Genomic DNA, 18,620 nt, shown 5'->3' with positions numbered 1-18,620 from the left:
TTATTTCAAAAGCGCTTCGAGCTTCGTGGCGTCAACATGTTTCTCCAGTCCACTCAGGCTGGCAGCAACTTGTGGGCTGGCAAATATTTCGCGGCCGGCAACTTGACCCAGCACAGAAAAGGCCGCCTCGACGGCTGCATTTCCCTCGTATTTGATCGCTTTTTTGGTGTGTTCACCGCAGGACTCGGTCATCAACTGCATCATCAAGCGCCCCATCGATGCATTGGCCTGCTCCCGGTCCTCATCTTTTACGGTGGCAATATGTTGAACGGCAGGATGGCTGGATATGGCAACAAACATCCAGGTGACGAGCTTGTTGCGGTCTTCAACCGTTGTCGATTCAACCAGACATTGTGACAATTGATCGGTGTAAATACCTGCCTGTGCAAAAGACGCCTGAGCCAGAACGACGGCGGCTATTGTAGCTTTGAACAGTTGTTTCATCTTGGAACTCCTGGTTACGGCGTTTAGTGAATCATTCGTCAATAACAAAAAAGGAGCTCGATCGAGCTCCTTTTTCTTGCATCAATCTGCACCCGTTGCCTTGAAGTGTGTCCAGTAATCCTTGACTGTTTGCTTCATATCTTTGTGCAACATCAGAATGCCGAACAAGTTTGGCAAGGTCATAAACGCGACGGTGACATACGCCAAATTCCAGACCACGGTGGTATCGATCATCGAAGCACTCATAAAGCCGAGAACATACAGAATGCGATACGGCAGCACACCTTTTTGTCCGACCAGGTAGATGATCGCGCGATCGCCGTAGTACGACCAGGCAATGGCGGTCGTGAACGCAAACAGCATCAAACCAATGGCTACAATGTACTCGCCATAAATGCCAAGTTCGGCGCTGAACGCCTTGATGGTCAGCGGCACCGAGTGCACCAGTGATTTGCCGTGGATGAGCAGCATTTCGTGTCCGGCACCGGTGTTATCAATATTGCCATTGCTGATTTTAAGCGGACCGGAGTAGGGCGTGCGTTCACCCGCCTGATTAGTGATTAACACCTGATAATCTTCCGCAACTGAGCGGGAGTTCAGCAAGGTATAGTCACCGCCGACAATCTTGCCATTGTCGACTTGCAGCTCACCATTAAACACGGTAATGCCTGAGGATGCGGGATTGGCGCCAAGATACTGGCCGAGTATGGCGACATGCGCAGGATTGGTATCGCTGTATTCACCATTGATGAATGTCATGTCTGTGCGCGTGAACGTGTTTTCGTGTTTCTGATTCCAGACACCGGTGGACAAAATCACGAGGCCGGTCAGCGTGCAGATGATGATCGTGTCGATAAATGGTTCCAGTAGACTGACCATGCCTTCCGACGCCGGCTCATTGCCGCGCGCCGAGGAATGGGCAATGGCTGCTGAACCTTGACCGGCTTCGTTCGAGAACAATCCGCGCGCGACGCCTTTTTGCCAAGCCAGCGCGACCGAAGCGCCAAGGAAGCCACCGACAGCAGCGCTGCCATTGAACAGATCAGAGAAGATGGCAACGAATGACGGAATGATGTTTTCTGCATTCATGACGATGACGTAGAGCGCGCCGCCGACGTATAAAAATGCCATCGTCGGTACAATTTTTTCCGCCACTTGAGCGATGCGTTTAATGCCGCCGACAATCACCAGGAACAACAGTGCTGACAACACGGCGCCCGTTACCCAATGCGGAATGTGGAAAGTATCGTGAATTCCGGCAGCAATATTATTGCTCTGTGGCATGTTGCCGCTGCCAAACGAGCAGACCACGGTGGCAATCGCAAACGTCACCGCCAGCCATTTCATGCCAAGCTTGCGCTCCATGAAATACATCGGGCCACCGGCCATCGTGCCTTCTTCGGTTTTGACGCGGTATTTGTGTGACAGTGTGACCTCGACGAACTTGGTCGTCATGCCGAAAAAGGCGGTCATCCACATCCAGAACAGCGCGGCCGGCCCACCAATAAACAGCGCCAGCGCGACACCGCCGATATTGCCGGTGCCGACCGTGCCGGAAAGCGCTGTTGTCAGTGCTTGAAAGTGCGAGGTGTCGCCCGGAGCATCTTTCTTGCTGTATTTACCGGTGACGATGCGCAGCGCCTGACCGAAATAACGGATTTGCGGGAATCCGAGGTAAATCGTGAAAAACACGCCGGTGCCGAGCAGCACATAGGGGAAGAACACGGCGGAGCCAAGATAGCTGTCCAACAAAAGCAGGAAGTTATTGATCGCGTCCATAAAGCGCCTTGCGAGTCTTGTTATCGTAGGATGAGGCGAACCTTATCACAGTGGGTTTTGAGGCTCCATGGGTTTGAGACTCCAAGGGCCTTGGATTGGCGTTGAAAATAAACCGGCAGTTCTGCGCTGCGTGAAACGGGTTTTAAATCGAAGCTGAAATTCTCGAAAAGGAAAAACGGGGCCCTCGTAAGCGCCAGCCGGCAACGAGCATTCGTAGGCCGGGTACGCCAGCAAGGATAGCCGGCGTAGCACTGTCAAGGCATGGATGCCGCGTCAGTGCGGCCCGAGCCGGAGAATGCTCGTTGCCGGAACGGCCTGGTCGAAGCAGCACAACTCACCTGGCGCTTCGGGGCGTGGTGGATTCATGCCATCCAGGCATTCACCCTTCGGGCGTCTACGACGTCCAAATTTGTTCCAGACAAATTTGTCTTTTGGGTACTTTTCTTTGCACGAGCAAAGATAAACTACCTCGGTTGCCGGTCCGAGAACCGGCATTGGTGGGAGTCGAGAAAGCCGCAAAGGATTAAAGCGATACTGCAAATTTCCTAAAAAATATCGAAAAAGAAAAGGGCGCCCGAAGCGCCCTTGAACAAAGCAAAAACGTATTACTCAGGCTTTTCCAAATCGGCGATAACCGCCGCCAGGAAACGTGCGCCTTCGCCACCGGTGCAGGCCCGGTGATCGAACGACAATGACAATGGCAGCATGCGTTGGTTTTCGATGCCGCGTTCGGTCATTTTCAGTTCGTTGCGGAAGCGACCGCAGCCGAGAATCGCGACTTGCGGTGGCGAGACGATTGGTGTGCCGTAACGACCGGCAATCGAACCGTAGTTCGACAAGGTGATTGTTGCGCCGCTGAGGTCGGTTGGCTTAATCGCTTTCTCAGCAATTTTCTTGCGCAAAATTTCTACGTCACCGCGCAAGTCTGCCATCGATTTGTTGTGTGCGTCTTTAACGACCGGCACATACAAACCATCCGGTGTATCAACCGCGATGCCAACATGCACCGCTGGATGCACCAGACGCTCCATGTTTTCGCCATCGAACCAGCAGTTCAAAGCCGGTTCGACTTTCGCCGCCGCACAGAGTGCGCGGACGTAACGCGCCAACGAATCTTCGCCTTTTTTCCAGCGGGAAATGTTGGCGTCTTCCATCAGCGTGACCGGCACTACGGTTTGATGCGAATGGGTCATCGCTTGTGCCATCGCGCGGCGAACGCCACGAACGGCTTCCGGGTGAACGGTGACACTGACTGGTTGCAGACGACCGCCGCTTGCTGCCGGTTGTACGGTTGCTGGAGCAGCGGTTCGAGCAGCAGGTTTGCCGCTGCTGGCTGCTTTGACGTCGTCACGGGTAATTGTGCCTTTCGGGCCGGATGTTTCGCAGTTGGCTAAATCAACACCAAGTTCGTTGGCGAGTTTGCGCACCGCAGGAGAAGCACGGAACGCCAGCGGATTATCGGTGCTGACGCTGGCAGACGGCATCGTGCTCGCGGATGCGGCAACGCTTGCGGTTGATTTGCCGGCTGCGCCTTTGACATCGGCCTGAGTGATCTTGCCGCCAGCGCCAGAGCCTTTTACCGACGCCAAATTGACGCCGAGTTTTTTTGCCAGTGCGCGAACAACCGCATCGCTCGATTCAGCAACAATGGTGTTGCCAACTTGCACGGCGCCGACAACGGTGCCGGCATCACCACCTTTGGCTTCCGGCTCGGATTTTTCTTCAGCCTTGGCGGCGCCGCCTTTACCGGCAAAGGTGACCAGCGGTGCGTGCGTGATAATGACATCGCCAGCTTTGCCATGCAGTTTGGCGATGACGCCATCGTGTGGTGATGGTACTTCGACGACGGCTTTTGCGGTTTCCATTTCGGCGATTGGCTGATCGGTTTTTACCGTGTCGCCTTCTTTCACCAGCCATTTGACGATGGTAGCGTCCGGCAAACCTTCGCCCAAATCTGGCAGATAAAACACTTCGCCACCACCCGATGTAGCACTGGCTTTTTCGGCGTTGGCCGCGACTTGCGCGTGCATCGAAGGAGCTGGAGCCGGTGCAGGTGCCGCCGCTTTTTTACCGGCCTCTCCGAAGGTAACCAGCGGCGCATGAGTGATGATCACATCACCGGCTTTACCGTGCAGTTTCAGCACGGTGCCATCGACAGGCGAGGGCACTTCGACGACCGCTTTGGCGGTTTCCATTTCGGCAATCGGCTGATCGGTTTTTACCGTGTCGCCTTCGTTGACCAGCCATTTGACAATGGTGGCATCCGGCAAACCTTCACCGAGATCAGGTAGCTCAAAAACGTATGCCATAGTCCGGATAATTCCTTGTTGGTGAGCATGGATCGGAATAAATCATTCCCTCTCTGCTCTACAAATTTGGCTATGTCATTCCCGCGTGGGCGGGAATCCAGTTACTGAATTTTCTGGATGCCCGCCGCAGCGGGCATGACTCACTCTTTTCAATAACCGTTACTTGTATTCCACCAGACGACGCGCTTCTTCAATGATGCGATCGACCGACGGCATGAACTGTTTTTCCAGCTTGTAGTACGGCATCGTCGTGTCGTAACCGGTCACCCGGCCGATCGGCGCCAGCAAGTGGAACAGCCCTTCTTCCGATACTTGCGCAGCGATTTCCGACGCCCAGGAGCCGGAACGTGGCGCTTCGCAAACGATGCACAGGCGACCGGTTTTCGCGACTGATTCCAGAATGGTGTCGATATCGAGCGGGCTAATCGTGGCGACGTCGATCACTTCGGCGCTGATGCCTTGCTGCTCGAGTTTGTCAGCCGCTTGCAGCGTTTCGTGCATCATCGCGCCCCAGGACACCAGCGTGATGTCGGTGCCTTCGCGGTCCACGAAGCAGGTGCCGAGCGGATACTCTTCACCGTTGTCTTCGATTTCGTGCTTGACGATGCGGTAAACGCGTTTCGGTTCGAAGAACAATACCGGATCCGGATCGCGAATCGCAGCGAGCAGCAAACCGTAAGCACGCGACGGATTCGACGGAATCACCACTTTCAAACCCGGAATGTGCGCACATTGCGCTTCCGGCGAATCGGAGTGATGTTCCGGCGCGTGAATGCCACCGCCCCACGGTGCGCGAATCACCATCGGCAGCGTGATGCGGCCGCGGGTACGCAGACGCATACGGGCGATGTGGTTATAGATCATGTCGTAAGCCGGCATCATGAAGGCTTCGAATTGCATTTCCGCGATCGGCTTCAAACCTTGTGCGGCCATACCGACGGCGAGACCGGCGATCATCGATTCAGCCAGTGGCGTGTCGATAACGCGATCTTCACCAAACTTCTGGGCAAGACCGTTGGTGGCGCGGAATACGCCGCCGTTGATGCCAACGTCTTCACCAAGAATGACGACATCGTTATCGCGCTTCAGTTCGTGCGCGAGCGCGAGGTTAACGGCTTCAATGAGCGTGATGGCTGGCATGCTTTGCTCCACGGGCAATGGCTTGTTCACGCTGCTTCAGAATGTGTTTCGGCAGCTCGGCATAGAGGGTGTCGAACATGTCTTCCGGCTTGGGTGCCGGGTAGTTCTTATAGGCTTGAACCGCGGTTTCGATTTCCGCCGCCACTTCTTCTTGCAGCGCTTTTTCTTCTTTTTCAGTCCAGGCTTTGATCGATTCCAGGTATTTGCGCAGGCGCATCACCGGCTCGGCATCCCAACCTTTTTCCAGCTCTTCTTTCGAGCGGTAGCGGGAAGCATCATCAGCAGTGGTGTGATCGCACAAACGATAAGAAACCGCTTCGATCAACGTCGCGCCTTTACCGGCACGGGCTTTTTCCATTGCGCGGCGAGAGACTTCGTGCACGGCAATAATGTCGTTGCCATCGACCTGCACGCTTTCGATTCCAGCGGCGATACCTTTCTGCGCATAGGTTTCGCAGTTGGTCTGAATCGCGGAGGGGACCGAAATCGCCCATTGATTGTTGTTGACGAAAAACACGACGCCGAGATTCCAGATACCGGCGACGTTGATCGCTTCGTAAAAGTCACCTTCGGAAGTACCGCCTTCGCCGATTTCCGTCACCACAGCGCGTTGCTGTTTGCGGTATTTGATCGCGGTGGCGATACCGGTCGCATGCAGGCATTGAGTGGCGATAGGCACCGCAATCGGGAAGTCTTCTTTGGCGACCGAGAAGTTGGAGCCACGCTCGTCACCGCCCCAATATAAAAAGATTTCCAGCATCGTGACGCCGTGCATCAGCAAACCACCGGTCGAACGGTAGTAGGGCGCCAGCACGTCTTCTTTGGTCATGGCCATGCCGTAACCGATACCGATGGCTTCCTGGCCGAGCGAGGCCGGGTAGGTACCCATGTTGCCGGTGCGCTGCAGCGCGTAGGCTTTGGCGTCGAATGCGCGCAGACGCACCATGTTGCGGTACATCTCACGCAACAGGTCTTTGTCTTTGGCGAATTCGGGCAGGTTTTTCGTGAGTGGTTTGCCGTTCTTGTCCAGGTACTGGACCTTTTCAATGGCAAACTTTGCGACGGTGGTCGACAAGACGCATCCTCCCAAAGGGTTCAGTCAGGCGAGTGCAAAAGGCTAGCTATCTTATAGGAAGAGCGCCAGTTTCCCTTTACGCAAACGGAAAGCGCGCGCATTGTACACAAAGCTGATGACAGCCCAAAGCCTGACCACCGGGATTGTTATGCTGCGCAGCAGCAAACTCCAGCTTGTGATCGGCATTCAGGTGAATAGTCCCGATCGGCGTTTTCGCCGCTTTTCCGATGCTACCTTTGTGCCGATGCCGAGCCGGCGGAAGGGAGTCATCTGTGCGTAGTTTGCTTATGTTGCGAGAAGCCATCTCAAAAATGCCTGGAATTCGGCGATCTGCGCGAATGCGGTGCTCGGAATCCTCATTTACTACTTGTAAACTCCGGTTCCTGTGCTCCTCTTCGCGCACCTCGCCATCGTCCAGACAATTTTTGAGATGGCTTTTAGTTTTCATCGTTTTACCGGGTTGTGCCTCACACACCTTGTTTGTTGCCGAGCAGGGGCAACCGGAAGGGTTTGAGCAACGGCTTGAGCAGGCGCTGGCCCAGCATAAAAACTGGCGCGTCGAATATTTCAGTAATCGTTTCAATCCGCCGAAAACGACGCTGCCGCTGGTGGTTTACGGCGCTGGAGTGGATCCGCTTGATATCTCGACGCTGCTACAGGAAGTCGGCGTGCCGCAGTTTGAGCTGCAGCTGAACCGTTCCCCCGGACATCGAGCTACGGCTGATAACGTCGTGCTGTATTTTCCATTGACTCAGGAGATCGCCGATCAGGAAAGGCTGCAATTTTCAGTCACCTGCGGCCAATTTCTGACCGATATCTATACCCGTGGCGATGGCTCTGCACGGCTTTCCGATTCGGAATGGCTGCCGGAGTCTGAACGTTGGCTAGTGATTTCCGAGTCTGACGGGCAGTGGAGGCAGAGCGGGGCTGTGATGGAAATCGTCGAGTCTGGCCCGCAGCGGCAATGGCGCTTTACCTTCAATACCGACCCGGATAGACCGCTGGACTGGGAGCTGGACGACGCTGACTCAGCCGAAGAATGTTGGGGCCATGCTTATCATCTGGCACCGCCAGCGGGTTTCGTGGAACATAGTGCGAAATAGGAAAAGCGCAATTAAAACAAATAAATAGAATTAAATTTTAATGTTGATTTAAAGTGATCTCTCACTTGTTTCACAGGGCAAATGCGTCGGCCCGGTGGGTGTGACGGTCAAGCTTCAGTACAATGGCGGCCGACTATTCTTAACCTCTTTTCCGCATAGGATGCCCCGCATGGCCAAAGGCGAAGTCAGCAAAACCACGAAATACCGCGAGCAATACCAGCCGAGCAGTTACCTGATTGATCGGGTCGATATGCTTGTCGAGCTGTTCGAGAGCCATGCCGAAATCCATTCCTGCCTGGCGCTACGCCGTAACCCGCTGTTCACGGGCGCGGTTGAGGAATTACGGCTCGATGGCGAAGAGTTGGAGCTGAAGAGCATTGCCGTTAACGACCAGGCGCTGCCGCTATCTGGCTATGAATTGCAGGACGCCCATTTGGTCATTCGCCAACCAGCGGAATCGTTCACGCTGAAAACCGTCGTGCAGATCAAGCCGCAGGACAACACTCGGCTAGAAGGCCTCTATAAAAGTGGCAGTAAGTTCTGCACCCAATGCGAGGCCGAAGGCTTCCGCCGCATTACTTATTTTCTCGATCGGCCCGATGTCATGTCGGTTTATGACGTAACCATTCGCGCTGACAAAAACGCTTATCCAGCCTTGCTCGGTAATGGTAATCCGGCAGGTAGTGGTGAATTGCCTGAAGGACGTCATTGGGCCCGCTGGCATGACCCCATTCCAAAACCTTGTTATTTGTTTGCGCTGGTCGCCGGAGATTTTGATCTGCTCGAGGACTCATTCACGACGATGAGCGGCCACCCGGTGGCGCTGAAGATCTATGTCGATAAAGGCAAGCTCGATCAGTGCGCACACGCGATGCGCAGCGTCAAAAAAGCGATGCAATGGGACGAGGAGGTCTATGGCCGTGAATACGATTTGGATATCTACCAAATCGTTGCGGTGTCCGACTTCAACATGGGCGCCATGGAAAACAAGGGCCTGAATATCTTCAACACCAAGTATGTGCTGGCCAACGAAATGACTGCCACAGATGCCGATTACGATGGTGTTGAGGCGGTCATTGCGCACGAATACTTCCACAACTGGACCGGCAACCGGGTGACCTGCCGCGACTGGTTTCAGTTGTCACTGAAGGAAGGATTGACGGTATTTCGCGATCAACAATTCTCGATGGACATGGGCTCGCCGACGGTCAAGCGGCTCGATGATGTGCGTGTCATTCGCACCGCGCAGTTCTCCGAAGATTCTGGCCCGATGGCGCATCCGATTCGCCCCGACAGCTATGTCGAGATGAACAATTTCTACACGGTAACCGTCTACAACAAAGGTGCCGAAGTGATCCGGATGCTGCATACCTTGCTTGGTGCCGACGGTTTTCGTAAGGGCATGGATCGGTATTTCGAGCGTCACGACGGCCAGGCTGTTACCTGCGACGATTTTGTTCAGGCTCATGCTGACGCCAATCAGCGCGATCTGGAACAATTCAAGCGGTGGTACTCACAGGCCGGCACACCGGTTATCAATGTCAGTGATCACTATGATGCCGCCAATCAACGTTACACCTTGACGCTGAAACAGCATTGCCCGGCAACGCCGGGGCAAAAAGAAAAACAGCCGTTTTTCATTCCGTTCAAGATTGGCTTATTGGATAAAGCCGGCAATGACTTGCCGCTGAATTGGCAATCGAAGGACGCTGACGATCAGGCTATTTACGGTCGTGAAGCGGTGTTGCCGCTGCAGCGTGCCGAGCAGCAGTTTGTGTTTGAACATATCGGCGAAAAACCGTTGCCGTCGCTGCTGCGCGATTTTTCTGCACCAGTGAAATTGCGCTATGACTACAGCGATGAACAACTGGCGTTTCTGCTGGCCAACGACAGCAGCCTGTTCAACCGCTGGGATGCCGCACAGCAACTGGTCAGCCGGGTCATGTTGAATGCTGCCGAGCAATTCCGTGCCGGCGAAGAAATGCGTTTGCCGGCCATCGTTACCGAAGCGCTGGCGGCCGTGCTCGATAATCATCAGCTCGACAACGCTTTGCGCGCGCGCTTGCTGCAATTGCCGGATATCGGTTATCTGCAGGAGCTGGTGGAAAAAATTGATATCGATGCCTTGGTGGCGGCTCAGCAATTCATTAAGCGTCGAGTAGCGGAAACGCTGTACCAGCCACTGCGCGATTGTTTCCAGCGAGTGCGCGGTGCCACCGGTCTGGACGGCGACTCGGCCGGCAGACGAGCGCTGGCCAATACCTGTCTGGGCTTGTTGGTCGATAGCACCGACGCCGAAGCCTATCAGCTGGCTCACGCGCAATTGCATGAAGCAAAAACGATGACCGATCGCTTTGCCGCGTTGCGCGCATTGGCGCATAGCGCCGCGCCGAATCGGCAGCAGGCGCTCGATGATTTTACTCATTGGTATGTCGACGAAGCGCTGGTCATGGACAAATGGTTCACGGTGCAGGCGACAGCGCCTCTGGCGTCGGCATTGCAGGAGGTGCAAAAGCTCGAGCAGCATTCGGCATTCGACGCGAAAAATCCGAACAAGGTGCGTGCCTTGTGGATGGCATTCTCACACGCCAATCCTGCTGGTTTCCATCGCGCTGATGGCGCCGGCTACCAGTTCATTGCCGAGCGGGTGGCGCGGCTGAACCAGAGCAATCCGCAATTGGCGGCGCGCCTGGTCAGCGCTTTCAACCGCTGGAAACGCTATGACGATGACCGTCAGCAATTGATGTTGAAAGAGCTGAAGGCGCTGTTGACGCAATCGGGTCTGTCGCCGGATGTATTCGAGATCGTCAGCAAGTCGGTCGAGGCCTAATTGAACAGTGTTTGGTAATAAGCACGTAGAAACAATGCGTTTGCGTGTCGACAATACCGGTTGTGGGGTGGTGTCAGGCCTTGGCCTGCAGAAGTGAACGACTCAGGAAAACAAAGATGGCAATTGTGAAATGTGGTGCCTGCGGCAAACAGAAGTCGAGCAAGGCGCCGGCTTGTCCGCACTGTGGTTTCAATCCGGAAGGCGGATTGGAGCAACTGGAGAAACATCAGGCGAAAAAACGGCGCGACAGTTTGCATCGGCAGAACATGCTGCAAATGTTTGCCGTGGTGATTCTTCTGGTCGGTGGCTATATGTGGTGGCATGGTTCGGGCGACCCGCAAAGCTGGCAGTTCCAGCTTGGCCGCTTTACGCTGGTCGCGGCAATTCTGCTGTACGCTTATGCTCGCGGTTTGTCGCTTTGGCAAAAGTATTTCAATAAAGACAAATGATTCAGCACAAATAAAACAGCCCGCTTAGGCGGGCTTTTTTTGCAAAGAGCAAAACTCAAGCCGTGGCGTGGCGGTGATAAGCACCCATTGGTCGCGCTGCGCCTTTGGCGTTGTACAACACCATATCCGGGTTTTGACCGCGCAACAGGTTCAGTGAGCGTTCGACGCTGCGGCGGCTGCCGGCGATGATGCGACCGTTGACTTCATTCTGGCGGTGACAGCGATACAACCATTCACGGAACTGCTCAACGACCGGGCGCAGCACGCGGGCGACCATTTCCGGTGCCTGCTCAAGAAAGGATTCGAGTCCGTTTTGCGGATTGGCGTTCGGCATCAGCTTTTGGCGAACGGCCATTTTCTCGTCCATCTGCATCAGCAGCTGGGTTTTCAATTTGGCCAGTTCGTGGATTTGTTCCGACGCCATTTGCTCCAGCGCCTGCTGTTCCTGCGCCAGCACTTCGTAAAGCCGCTGGGCCAGTTCAGTTTCCTGCTCCAGTGCCTGACGCAGCGTCTGCAGTTCAACTGGCGTCATGTCGATAGCAGCCATCAGCGATCCTTGAATTGCTGTTCAAACTGGATGATTTTCTTGGCCAGCGATTGCGCATCGACCGGATACTGACCGCTGTTGACCAACGCCCGCAGGCGTTCAACGCGGTTTTGATCAACGGCCGGTTGGGTGCTGGCGCTGGCGATGGCTTTTTGCAAGGTCTTGGCCTCGGCAGACAGTTCCAACTCCGGGGGCTGTGTGCGGGCAACGTCTTGCTTGCCGGCAGGCTGGGGCGACGGCTCACGCTCAATGGGCGCGCGCTGTTCTGCTCGTTTGCTATCTACCGACGGGGTACCGGTGGTACCTAATTGCTTGATGTCCATGTAACTTAGCCTGTTTAGTGCCCGCATCGCTTTACCCTATGTCCAGTATATCGGCCTTATCCCGGAATTCTTTAGCCTTAATTTGAGTTGCCGTGTTGGCATCTGCCGCCTGCAAGGATCTGCAACAAGATGTGCAAAAACGGGGCCACTCGCTCAAAGGGCGACGCTGACCTGGTTTGGGCCGCTGACCGTCGCCTGTATCGTCCGTCTCGAGTTCAGGTTGCGCACCGGAATGCGATCACCGGGATTGCCATGGCTCATCGCTTCACCTTTGGCGCTGATCGCGAAATCGTTGCCTTCGGCCCGTATCGTGACGGTATCGCCACGACAAATGACGCAAACCAGCTGATTGGTGATCGGTGTTTCGGTGTTGACGCCCTGGCGCAACGAGGCGCCAAGCAATTGACGTTTGCTGGTGTATTGCTGGCCGCGCAGTTGGCTGACCGGCGCCTTTTTCAGTCGCAGGTCGTTTTCATCGAGTCGTTTACCGCGCGGCAGCTGACGGGCGGCCACAACCACGGTGCGCCATTCGGCGATTTCCGCCGGTAGAAACACCTGCCAGCCGCCTTCGTCAATGCAACGCAAACCGATGACCGTATGACCTATGCGCCGACCATTACCGGGCCAGAAGCCTTCAATTTTGCTGCGACAAGTATCCAGTCGCAAACGTGGGTCGGGATCGGCGACGTCAATTCGACGCTCCACATCGGCAGATGCCGGCGGCAACTGGCTGGCAATGAATTGCCGCGCGAGTTCGGTCAGTGATTCCGGCTCAGGCACCGTGGGCGCCAAATCAGCACCGGCAAGCAGCGGCCAGAATGCCGTCGCCAGCAGCATCAGAACCTTGTTCAGGGAATTACGCAATTTCATTGGCTTGACCTATGCTTCTACAGGAAGAACAGGGGAAGACCTGCTTCTTGAGCCAGGTCAAAGCAGAAATCATGCCTTCATCAGAGAGGCATACGAGGAACAGGGTATGGCCGGAATTTTGGACAGCGTGAATCAACGCACGCAGATGGTGGGTCAAAACCGCCTGGAACTATTGTTGTTTCGCCTGGGCGGTCGGCAGCGTTACGGCATCAACGTGTTTAAGGTGCGGGAAGTGCTGCAGTGCCCCTCACTGACCGAAATTCCGAGACGCCACTCTGTTGTGCGCGGCGTCGCCCACATTCGCGGCAATACCATCTCAGTCATCGATCTGAGCATGGCGATCGGTGGACCGCCAGTGCAAGATTTGCAAAACAGTTTCATTATCATTGCCGAGTACAATCGCGCGGTGCAGGGTTTTCTGGTCAGCTCGGTTGAACGCATCGTCAACATGAATTGGTCGGCGATTCACCCACCACCGAAAGGCAGCGGTAAAAATACTTACTTGACGGCGGTTACCGAGATCGAAAAAGAATTGGTCGAAATTATCGATGTCGAAAAAATTCTTTCCGAAATCGCACCAAAATCAACGGCCGTCAGTAAAGAAGTGCTCGACAAGACTGCTGGCAGCACCGCCGTCAAACGCAAAGTGTTGATTGCTGATGATTCCGTTGTTGCCCGTAATCAGGTCAAGAAAACCGTCGAGCAGCTCGGCTTTGGAACCGTATTGGCCAAAGATGGTGCCGAAGCGCTCGAGATTCTTCGTGAAATTTCCAATGCCGGCCGCAGCATTTATGACGAATTTCTGATGCTGATTTCCGATATCGAAATGCCGGAAATGGACGGGTATACGCTGACCGCCGAAATTCGTAACGACGCCAAGCTGAAGGAGCTGTATATTCTGCTGCACACCTCGTTGTCTGGCGTTTTCAACCGGGCCATGGTAGCAAAAGTCGGGGCCGACGATTTCATTCCGAAATTCAACCCGGATGAGTTGGCGCAGGCCGTACAAAAACAAATGAACCAACAGGCATAAATGAGCGGCATATTGGCGATGACTTCTGCTTCGACTCCCAAGGCCAACGAGTCATCGGATTACGCGCGGTTTTGCCAACTGCTGGAACAGCGCAGTGGCATCGTATTGGGTGAAGGCAAGCAATACCTGGTGACCAGTCGCCTGACCTCACTGATGCGCGACAATAATATGGATTCGCTCGGGCAATTGGTCGACAAGCTGCAAGGCGGTTTCTCCAGTGCTTTGCTGCAGTCGGTTATCGATGCGATGACCACCAATGAAACCATGTGGTTTCGCGACAACTACCCGTTCGATGTGCTGGAAAAACAAATCTTTCCGGAAGCGGGTGGTATGGCGCCGCTGTCGATCTGGTGCGCAGCCTGTTCGACCGGCCAGGAACCCTATTCGGTGGCGATGGTGGCCGATGAATACCGGCAGAAAAACCGGGCGAAGCCTTTTGCTGGCGTTCGTATTCTGGCTACCGATATCGCTTCATCGGTGTTGGCGTCGGCAAAAGAGGGCGTTTACGACTCGCTGGCGATGGCGCGCGGGCTGTCGGAAGTGCGAAAGAAAACATATTTCGAACCGGTTGAAAACGGGCGGCTGCGCGTGCGCCAGGCCATTCGTCAACAGGTGATGTTCCAAAGCCTGAATTTGTTGAACATGCCGTATTCGGTGGGGCCATTCGATGTGATTTTTTGTCGCAACGTGCTGATTTATTTTGATCCGCAGGTAAAAAACCAGGTGTTGAATGCGCTCGGTGAACGGTTGAGAAAAGGCGGCTACTTATTTGTTGGTGGGTCAGAATCGCTCGGCGATGCCGGTAGCCGATTTGAGATGATCCGCTGTTCTCCGGGAATTGTTTACCGACGCAAATAAACCGTAACAATGAACACCGAAAAGCCGGCAAATGCCGGCTTTTTGTTTTTGCCGATCCGGCAAGCGGTTTCTGAAGGCGGCAAAGAATTGCCGCTCGCGTTCACTGTGCGTAGCGATCCCGTTCACATTCACTTGATTCCAGCTTGGCACAGCTTTTGCCATAAACCGGTTAGAGCAATTCACCGGAAGTACGGCAATGGGCATCAATTTCGACAAGGCATTGGGCATTCACGAACAGGCGCTGACCCTGCAATCACGGCGCACTGCGTTATTGGCGAATAACCTCGCCAACGCTGATACGCCCGGCTACAAGGCCCAGGACATCGACTTTCGTCAGGCGCTGCAGCAAGCGTCGAAAGGACAGTCGAATTTCGCACTGACCCGCACTGATGCCAGGCATTTGAATGGGCAGAGTCGCTATTTGTCTTCGGAAGCGCAGTACAGGGTGCCGCTGCAACCGGATACCGGTGACGGTAATACCGTTGACCCGGCCATTGAACAAGCCGCGTTCGCGCAAGCCGCCGTGCAGTATCAAACCAGTCTGCAGTTTCTCGGCGGCAAATTTCGTTCGTTGATGACGGCGATCAGAGGAGAGTAATGATGGATTTGTCGAACGTCATGGATATCGCTGGCACGGCATTGTCAGCGCAATCAATTCGCTTGAACACCACGGCCTCGAACATGGCCAACGCTGACAGCATTTCCAGCTCCATCGATCAAACCTACAAAGCGCGTCATCCGGTGTTCTCGGCGATTCAGCAAGCGATGAACAACGAATACGGTTTGGGCGGTGTGCGAGTCGAAGGCATCGTTGAAAGCCAGGCGCCGGCCCGGCCCCGTTACCAACCAGATCATCCGATGGCCGACGAGCAGGGCTATGTCTACCAACCGAACGTCAACGTCGTCGAGGAAATGGCCAACATGATTTCGGCGTCGCGTTCTTACCAGACCAATGTTCAGGTGGCGAACACCGCCAAACAATTGTTGGTCCGTACTTTGCAATTAGGTCAGTAACGTCGATTCAAAGTTTCAGTAACACCGATTAAATATTGATCAACAGCGCTGATTTTTTACCGCAAGCCTTGAAGCTTCGGTCGCGAGGAAAACGTCATGTCAATCAGTAATGTCGCCGATGTCTATGCCGAACTGGGCTTGACCCGGACGGAAAATACCAACGACAAAAAAGAACTCGGTCAGGAAGATTTTCTGGCGTTGCTGACCACGCAATTGCAGCACCAGGATCCGTTCAAACCGCTCGACAACACCGAGTTTGTCGCGCAAATGGCGACATTTTCCCAGCTCGACAGCTTGCAGCAACTCAATACCCGTTTCGATTCCTTGGCCAATTCGCTGACCTCGAATCAGGCGCTGCAGGCCTCGTCGTTGGTTGGTCAGATTGTCTCGGTACCGTCGGATACCGCTTACCTTTTTCATGAAGGCGGCATGCTTGGATCAGCGGAGCTTGCAGCGGATGCGTCGCGCGTGGTGTTGGAAGTGCGCGACAGTTCCGGCGCGCTGGTTCGCAATATCGAAATGGGACCACAGGGCGCAGGTGAAACCGATTTGTTCTGGGATGGACTGGATGCACAAGGCAACCGGATGCCGGAAGGGCGGTACAGTTTTGCCGTGTTCGCCTCGCATGGCAATCGCACCGAGCAGGTGGCAACGGATATGCGGGTATTGGTCAGCAGTGTCAATCTGGCTGGCGGTACCGGAGAAATCGTTTTGAATCTGGCCGGTCTTGGCTCAGTTCCTTTATCACAAGTTCAACAGATTGGCGGTTAAGCCTGGAGCGTAATTATGTCGTTTAATACAGCACTGAGCGGCCTGAATGCCGCACAATCGGACCTGTCGGTCACCTCGAACAATATCGCCAACGTCAACACCACCGGTTTCAAGGAATCGCGTGCGCAATTTGGCGATATTTTTGCCACCTCGGCGCTCGGTAGTGCCCGCACAGCGATCGGTTCTGGTGTTTTGCTGAGCAGCGTGTCGCAACAGTTTGCCCAAGGTAATTTGAATTTCACCAATAACACTCTGGATATGGCTGTAAGTGGTGAAGGTTTCTTTGTGTTGACGCCGAACCTGACCAGTTCCGAGCGTATTTATACTCGCGCCGGTGCATTCGGTGTCGATAACAACGGTTTTGTCGTCAACGCGTCCGGCCAGGTTTTGCAGGCGTTTCCGGTCAATCCGGATGGCAGCGTCACCGCCACCTCATTGTTCAGTACCATTCCTTTGCAATTGCCGCAAACGGCGGGCACGCCATCGTTGACCAGTGAAGTGGAAATCGGCACCAACTTGTCGGCGTCGGCCAATGGTTTGAACGTCAACTCGTTTGACCCATTGCAACCGACAACTTTCTCGTCATCTACCTCGCTGTCGTTCTTCGACTCGCTTGGTCAAACGCATATTGGCACGTTCCATTTCGTTAAAGATCAGGCGACACCGAACTCTTGGGCGGTGTACTACTCGGTTGATGGCAACCCGGTCGATATCGCCGGCGGCACTGCCGGTGCCGGCGGTCAGCTTTATGGTCGATTGACCTTCGACAATAACGGTAACTTGCAAAGTTCAGTACCGGCTGCGCCGCTCGGTATTTTCACCACGGCGCCGCTCGGCTTCACCAATGGTGCCGACCCGGCGCAAACACTGACACTAGATTTCGGCAGCAACACCACAACGCAATACGCGTCACCTTTTATCGTCAACACCCTGAGTCAGGATGGTTTCGGTGTTGGTCGACTGACTGGTATCAATATCAGTGACACCGGTGTCGTGCGCGCTACGTTCTCCAATGGCCAATCAGAGGCGCTTGGCAAAGTGGCGTTGGCGCGTTTCCCGAACAATCAAGGTCTGAATCAGCTTGGCAACACCAACTGGGCCGAGACGATTGATTCCGGCACGGCCATTGCTGGTGAAGCAGGAACATCGAATTTTGGTTTGGTGCGTTCCGGTGCGCTGGAAAGTTCCAACGTCGATTTGACGCGTGAACTCGTTGACTTGATCACCGCACAGCGGAATTTCCAGGCCAACGCCCGCAGCATCGAAACCTCAAATGCCATCACGCAAACGATTGTCCAGATTCGTTAATCGGCGTGAGTTGAACTGAGAGCCTTGCTATGGATCGACTGCTTTATATCGCGATGACCGGCGCCAGAGAAACATCACTGGCGCAGGCCAAAGCCGCCAACAATTTGGCCAATGCCAATACCACGGCATTCAAGGCCGATTTGGCGCAAATGCGGGCGATGCCGATCTTCAATCAGGGATTGCCGAGCCGCGCGTTTGTCATGACCGAGCGGCCGGCAACTGATCATTCGTTTGGCTCGTTGCAAACCACTGGCAACGATCTGGATATCGCGATCAAAGGCGATGGTTTTCTTGCCGTGCAGGATGCCAATGGCCAAGAAGCCTACACACGCGGTGGCGAGCTGCGCGTTAACGCCAACGGTTTACTGGAAACCTCCGGTGGCCGTCTGGTGCTCGGCAATGGTGGTCCAATTGCCATTCCAGCAAACGAGAAACTCGATATCGGTGGTGACGGTACGATTTCCATCAAACCGCAGGGCGCACCGGCCAACGCCGTGCTGGTCATTGACCGGATCAAGCTGGTCAATCCCGATGTCCGGGAAACGGTCAAAGGTGAAGACGGCTTGTTTCGTCGGATCGATGGCGCCATTGCGCTGGCCGATCCGAATGTATCGGTGGTGCCGGGTGCATTGGAGTCCAGCAACGTCAATGCGGTCGCCGAACTGGTCGACATGATCAGCTTGGCCCGGCAATTTGAAATGAATGTGAAAATGATGCGTGTCGCCGATGAAAACGACAGCTCGTTGGAACAATTAATGCAACTGTAA

19 protein-coding genes are annotated in these 18,620 nt (G+C 54.6%); 10 read left to right on the top strand and 9 right to left on the bottom strand.

The window, feature by feature from the left end; genetic code table 11:
• The 6 genes from E2H98_RS00990 to E2H98_RS00965 all read right to left on the bottom strand — a co-directional run bounded on the left by E2H98_RS00990 (position 1) and on the right by E2H98_RS00965 (position 7,195).
• Entirely contained in the window at positions 1-444 is a 444-nt protein-coding gene (locus tag E2H98_RS00990; protein WP_133589776.1) for a hypothetical protein, read from the bottom strand.
• Positions 445-525: 81 nt separating this feature from the next.
• Positions 526-2,223 carry an alanine/glycine:cation symporter family protein gene (locus E2H98_RS00985; RefSeq protein WP_133589774.1) on the bottom strand — a complete coding sequence of 566 codons (1,698 nt, stop codon included), beginning with the start codon at positions 2,221-2,223 and terminating at the stop codon, positions 526-528.
• 605 nt (positions 2,224-2,828) lie between these two features.
• Positions 2,829-4,532 carry a 2-oxo acid dehydrogenase subunit E2 gene (locus tag E2H98_RS00980; protein WP_157591197.1) on the bottom strand — a complete coding sequence of 568 codons (1,704 nt, stop codon included), beginning with the start codon at positions 4,530-4,532 and terminating at the stop codon, positions 2,829-2,831.
• A 159-nt stretch (positions 4,533-4,691) separates the two neighbouring features.
• On the bottom strand, positions 4,692-5,672 hold the full coding sequence (locus E2H98_RS00975; protein ID WP_133589770.1) for an alpha-ketoacid dehydrogenase subunit beta: 981 nt from the start codon (positions 5,670-5,672) through the stop codon (positions 4,692-4,694).
• Positions 5,650-6,747 carry a pyruvate dehydrogenase (acetyl-transferring) E1 component subunit alpha gene (gene pdhA, locus E2H98_RS00970; RefSeq protein ID WP_232475443.1) on the bottom strand — a complete coding sequence of 366 codons (1,098 nt, stop codon included), beginning with the start codon at positions 6,745-6,747 and terminating at the stop codon, positions 5,650-5,652. The genes E2H98_RS00975 and pdhA overlap by 23 nt, the downstream gene beginning before the upstream one ends.
• A gap of 76 nt (positions 6,748-6,823) precedes the next feature.
• Positions 6,824-7,195: a hypothetical protein gene (locus E2H98_RS00965; protein WP_133589766.1), complete on the bottom strand. Its 372-nt coding sequence runs from the start codon at positions 7,193-7,195 to the stop codon at positions 6,824-6,826.
• Between E2H98_RS00965 and E2H98_RS00960 the strand changes: the two genes are divergently transcribed.
• The 3 genes from E2H98_RS00960 to E2H98_RS00950 all read left to right on the top strand — a co-directional run bounded on the left by E2H98_RS00960 (position 7,173) and on the right by E2H98_RS00950 (position 11,129).
• Complete coding sequence (locus E2H98_RS00960; protein WP_133589764.1) at positions 7,173-7,850, top strand: hypothetical protein; 678 nt, start codon at positions 7,173-7,175, stop codon at positions 7,848-7,850. The two genes, E2H98_RS00965 and E2H98_RS00960, sit on opposite strands and share 23 nt — an antisense overlap.
• 169 nt (positions 7,851-8,019) lie before the next feature.
• Positions 8,020-10,680, top strand: a complete 2,661-nt coding sequence (gene pepN / locus E2H98_RS00955; RefSeq protein ID WP_133589762.1) for an aminopeptidase N — start codon at positions 8,020-8,022, stop codon at positions 10,678-10,680.
• Between the two features lie 116 nt (positions 10,681-10,796).
• A complete protein-coding gene (locus E2H98_RS00950) occupies positions 10,797-11,129 on the top strand; it encodes a hypothetical protein (protein ID WP_133589760.1) in 333 nt (110 codons plus the stop codon).
• Between the two features lie 55 nt (positions 11,130-11,184).
• Here E2H98_RS00950 and E2H98_RS00945 read toward each other — a convergent pair whose 3' ends face one another.
• The 3 genes from E2H98_RS00945 to flgA all read right to left on the bottom strand — a co-directional run bounded on the left by E2H98_RS00945 (position 11,185) and on the right by flgA (position 12,869).
• Positions 11,185-11,676, bottom strand: coding sequence for a flagella synthesis protein FlgN (locus E2H98_RS00945; protein ID WP_133589758.1), 492 nt, complete (start codon positions 11,674-11,676; stop codon positions 11,185-11,187).
• Entirely contained in the window at positions 11,676-11,999 is a 324-nt protein-coding gene (gene flgM / locus E2H98_RS00940; RefSeq protein ID WP_157591196.1) for a flagellar biosynthesis anti-sigma factor FlgM, read from the bottom strand. The genes E2H98_RS00945 and flgM overlap by 1 nt, the downstream gene beginning before the upstream one ends.
• Before the next feature lie 153 nt (positions 12,000-12,152).
• The gene (flgA, locus tag E2H98_RS00935; protein ID WP_133589753.1) at positions 12,153-12,869 is read right to left on the bottom strand and encodes a flagellar basal body P-ring formation chaperone FlgA; all 717 of its coding nucleotides are present in this window, start codon (positions 12,867-12,869) and stop codon (positions 12,153-12,155) included.
• A gap of 106 nt (positions 12,870-12,975) precedes the next feature.
• Between flgA and E2H98_RS00930 the strand changes: the two genes are divergently transcribed.
• The 7 genes from E2H98_RS00930 to flgF all read left to right on the top strand — a co-directional run bounded on the left by E2H98_RS00930 (position 12,976) and on the right by flgF (position 18,620).
• Entirely contained in the window at positions 12,976-13,902 is a 927-nt protein-coding gene (locus E2H98_RS00930; protein WP_133589751.1) for a chemotaxis protein CheV, read from the top strand.
• Positions 13,903-14,760 carry a CheR family methyltransferase gene (locus tag E2H98_RS00925; protein WP_232475442.1) on the top strand — a complete coding sequence of 286 codons (858 nt, stop codon included), beginning with the start codon at positions 13,903-13,905 and terminating at the stop codon, positions 14,758-14,760. It abuts the gene before it with no gap.
• A 196-nt stretch (positions 14,761-14,956) separates the two neighbouring features.
• On the top strand, positions 14,957-15,358 hold the full coding sequence (flgB, locus tag E2H98_RS00920) for a flagellar basal body rod protein FlgB (RefSeq protein ID WP_133589749.1): 402 nt from the start codon (positions 14,957-14,959) through the stop codon (positions 15,356-15,358).
• A 2-nt stretch (positions 15,359-15,360) separates the two neighbouring features.
• Positions 15,361-15,774 (top strand): flagellar basal body rod protein FlgC, encoded by a 414-nt coding sequence (gene flgC, locus E2H98_RS00915; protein WP_133589979.1) that lies wholly within the window; start codon positions 15,361-15,363, stop codon positions 15,772-15,774.
• A gap of 96 nt (positions 15,775-15,870) precedes the next feature.
• Positions 15,871-16,545: a flagellar hook assembly protein FlgD gene (locus tag E2H98_RS00910; RefSeq protein WP_133589747.1), complete on the top strand. Its 675-nt coding sequence runs from the start codon at positions 15,871-15,873 to the stop codon at positions 16,543-16,545.
• Positions 16,546-16,560: 15 nt separating this feature from the next.
• On the top strand, positions 16,561-17,853 hold the full coding sequence (gene flgE, locus E2H98_RS00905; protein WP_133589745.1) for a flagellar hook protein FlgE: 1,293 nt from the start codon (positions 16,561-16,563) through the stop codon (positions 17,851-17,853).
• A gap of 29 nt (positions 17,854-17,882) precedes the next feature.
• Positions 17,883-18,620 (top strand): flagellar basal-body rod protein FlgF, encoded by a 738-nt coding sequence (flgF, locus tag E2H98_RS00900; protein WP_133589743.1) that lies wholly within the window; start codon positions 17,883-17,885, stop codon positions 18,618-18,620.

It is taken from the genome of Permianibacter aggregans (assembly GCF_009756665.1).
In the GTDB taxonomy this organism is placed as follows: domain Bacteria; phylum Pseudomonadota; class Gammaproteobacteria; order Enterobacterales; family Permianibacteraceae; genus Permianibacter; species Permianibacter aggregans.
The sequence above is the reverse complement of the archived record's forward strand: the minus strand, read 5'-3'. Positions and strand labels throughout refer to the sequence as shown.

What these genes read in the sequence shown, in the direction of transcription:
- E2H98_RS00990 (WP_133589776.1), bottom strand. Translation starts at nt 444, where the DNA reads ATGAAACAACTGTTCAAAGCTACAATAGCCGCCGTCGTTCTGGCTCAG.
- E2H98_RS00985 (WP_133589774.1), bottom strand. Translation starts at nt 2,223, where the DNA reads ATGGACGCGATCAATAACTTCCTGCTTTTGTTGGACAGCTATCTTGGC.
- E2H98_RS00980 (WP_157591197.1), bottom strand. Translation starts at nt 4,532, where the DNA reads ATGGCATACGTTTTTGAGCTACCTGATCTCGGTGAAGGTTTGCCGGAT.
- E2H98_RS00975 (WP_133589770.1), bottom strand. Translation starts at nt 5,672, where the DNA reads ATGCCAGCCATCACGCTCATTGAAGCCGTTAACCTCGCGCTCGCGCAC.
- E2H98_RS00965 (WP_133589766.1), bottom strand. Translation starts at nt 7,195, where the DNA reads ATGAAAACTAAAAGCCATCTCAAAAATTGTCTGGACGATGGCGAGGTG.
- pepN (WP_133589762.1), top strand. Translation starts at nt 8,020, where the DNA reads ATGGCCAAAGGCGAAGTCAGCAAAACCACGAAATACCGCGAGCAATAC.
- E2H98_RS00950 (WP_133589760.1), top strand. Translation starts at nt 10,797, where the DNA reads ATGGCAATTGTGAAATGTGGTGCCTGCGGCAAACAGAAGTCGAGCAAG.
- E2H98_RS00945 (WP_133589758.1), bottom strand. Translation starts at nt 11,676, where the DNA reads ATGGCTGCTATCGACATGACGCCAGTTGAACTGCAGACGCTGCGTCAG.
- flgM (WP_157591196.1), bottom strand. Translation starts at nt 11,999, where the DNA reads ATGGACATCAAGCAATTAGGTACCACCGGTACCCCGTCGGTAGATAGC.
- flgA (WP_133589753.1), bottom strand. Translation starts at nt 12,869, where the DNA reads ATGAAATTGCGTAATTCCCTGAACAAGGTTCTGATGCTGCTGGCGACG.
- E2H98_RS00930 (WP_133589751.1), top strand. Translation starts at nt 12,976, where the DNA reads ATGGCCGGAATTTTGGACAGCGTGAATCAACGCACGCAGATGGTGGGT.
- E2H98_RS00925 (WP_232475442.1), top strand. Translation starts at nt 13,903, where the DNA reads ATGAGCGGCATATTGGCGATGACTTCTGCTTCGACTCCCAAGGCCAAC.
- flgB (WP_133589749.1), top strand. Translation starts at nt 14,957, where the DNA reads ATGGGCATCAATTTCGACAAGGCATTGGGCATTCACGAACAGGCGCTG.
- flgC (WP_133589979.1), top strand. Translation starts at nt 15,361, where the DNA reads ATGGATTTGTCGAACGTCATGGATATCGCTGGCACGGCATTGTCAGCG.
- E2H98_RS00910 (WP_133589747.1), top strand. Translation starts at nt 15,871, where the DNA reads ATGTCAATCAGTAATGTCGCCGATGTCTATGCCGAACTGGGCTTGACC.
- flgE (WP_133589745.1), top strand. Translation starts at nt 16,561, where the DNA reads ATGTCGTTTAATACAGCACTGAGCGGCCTGAATGCCGCACAATCGGAC.
- flgF (WP_133589743.1), top strand. Translation starts at nt 17,883, where the DNA reads ATGGATCGACTGCTTTATATCGCGATGACCGGCGCCAGAGAAACATCA.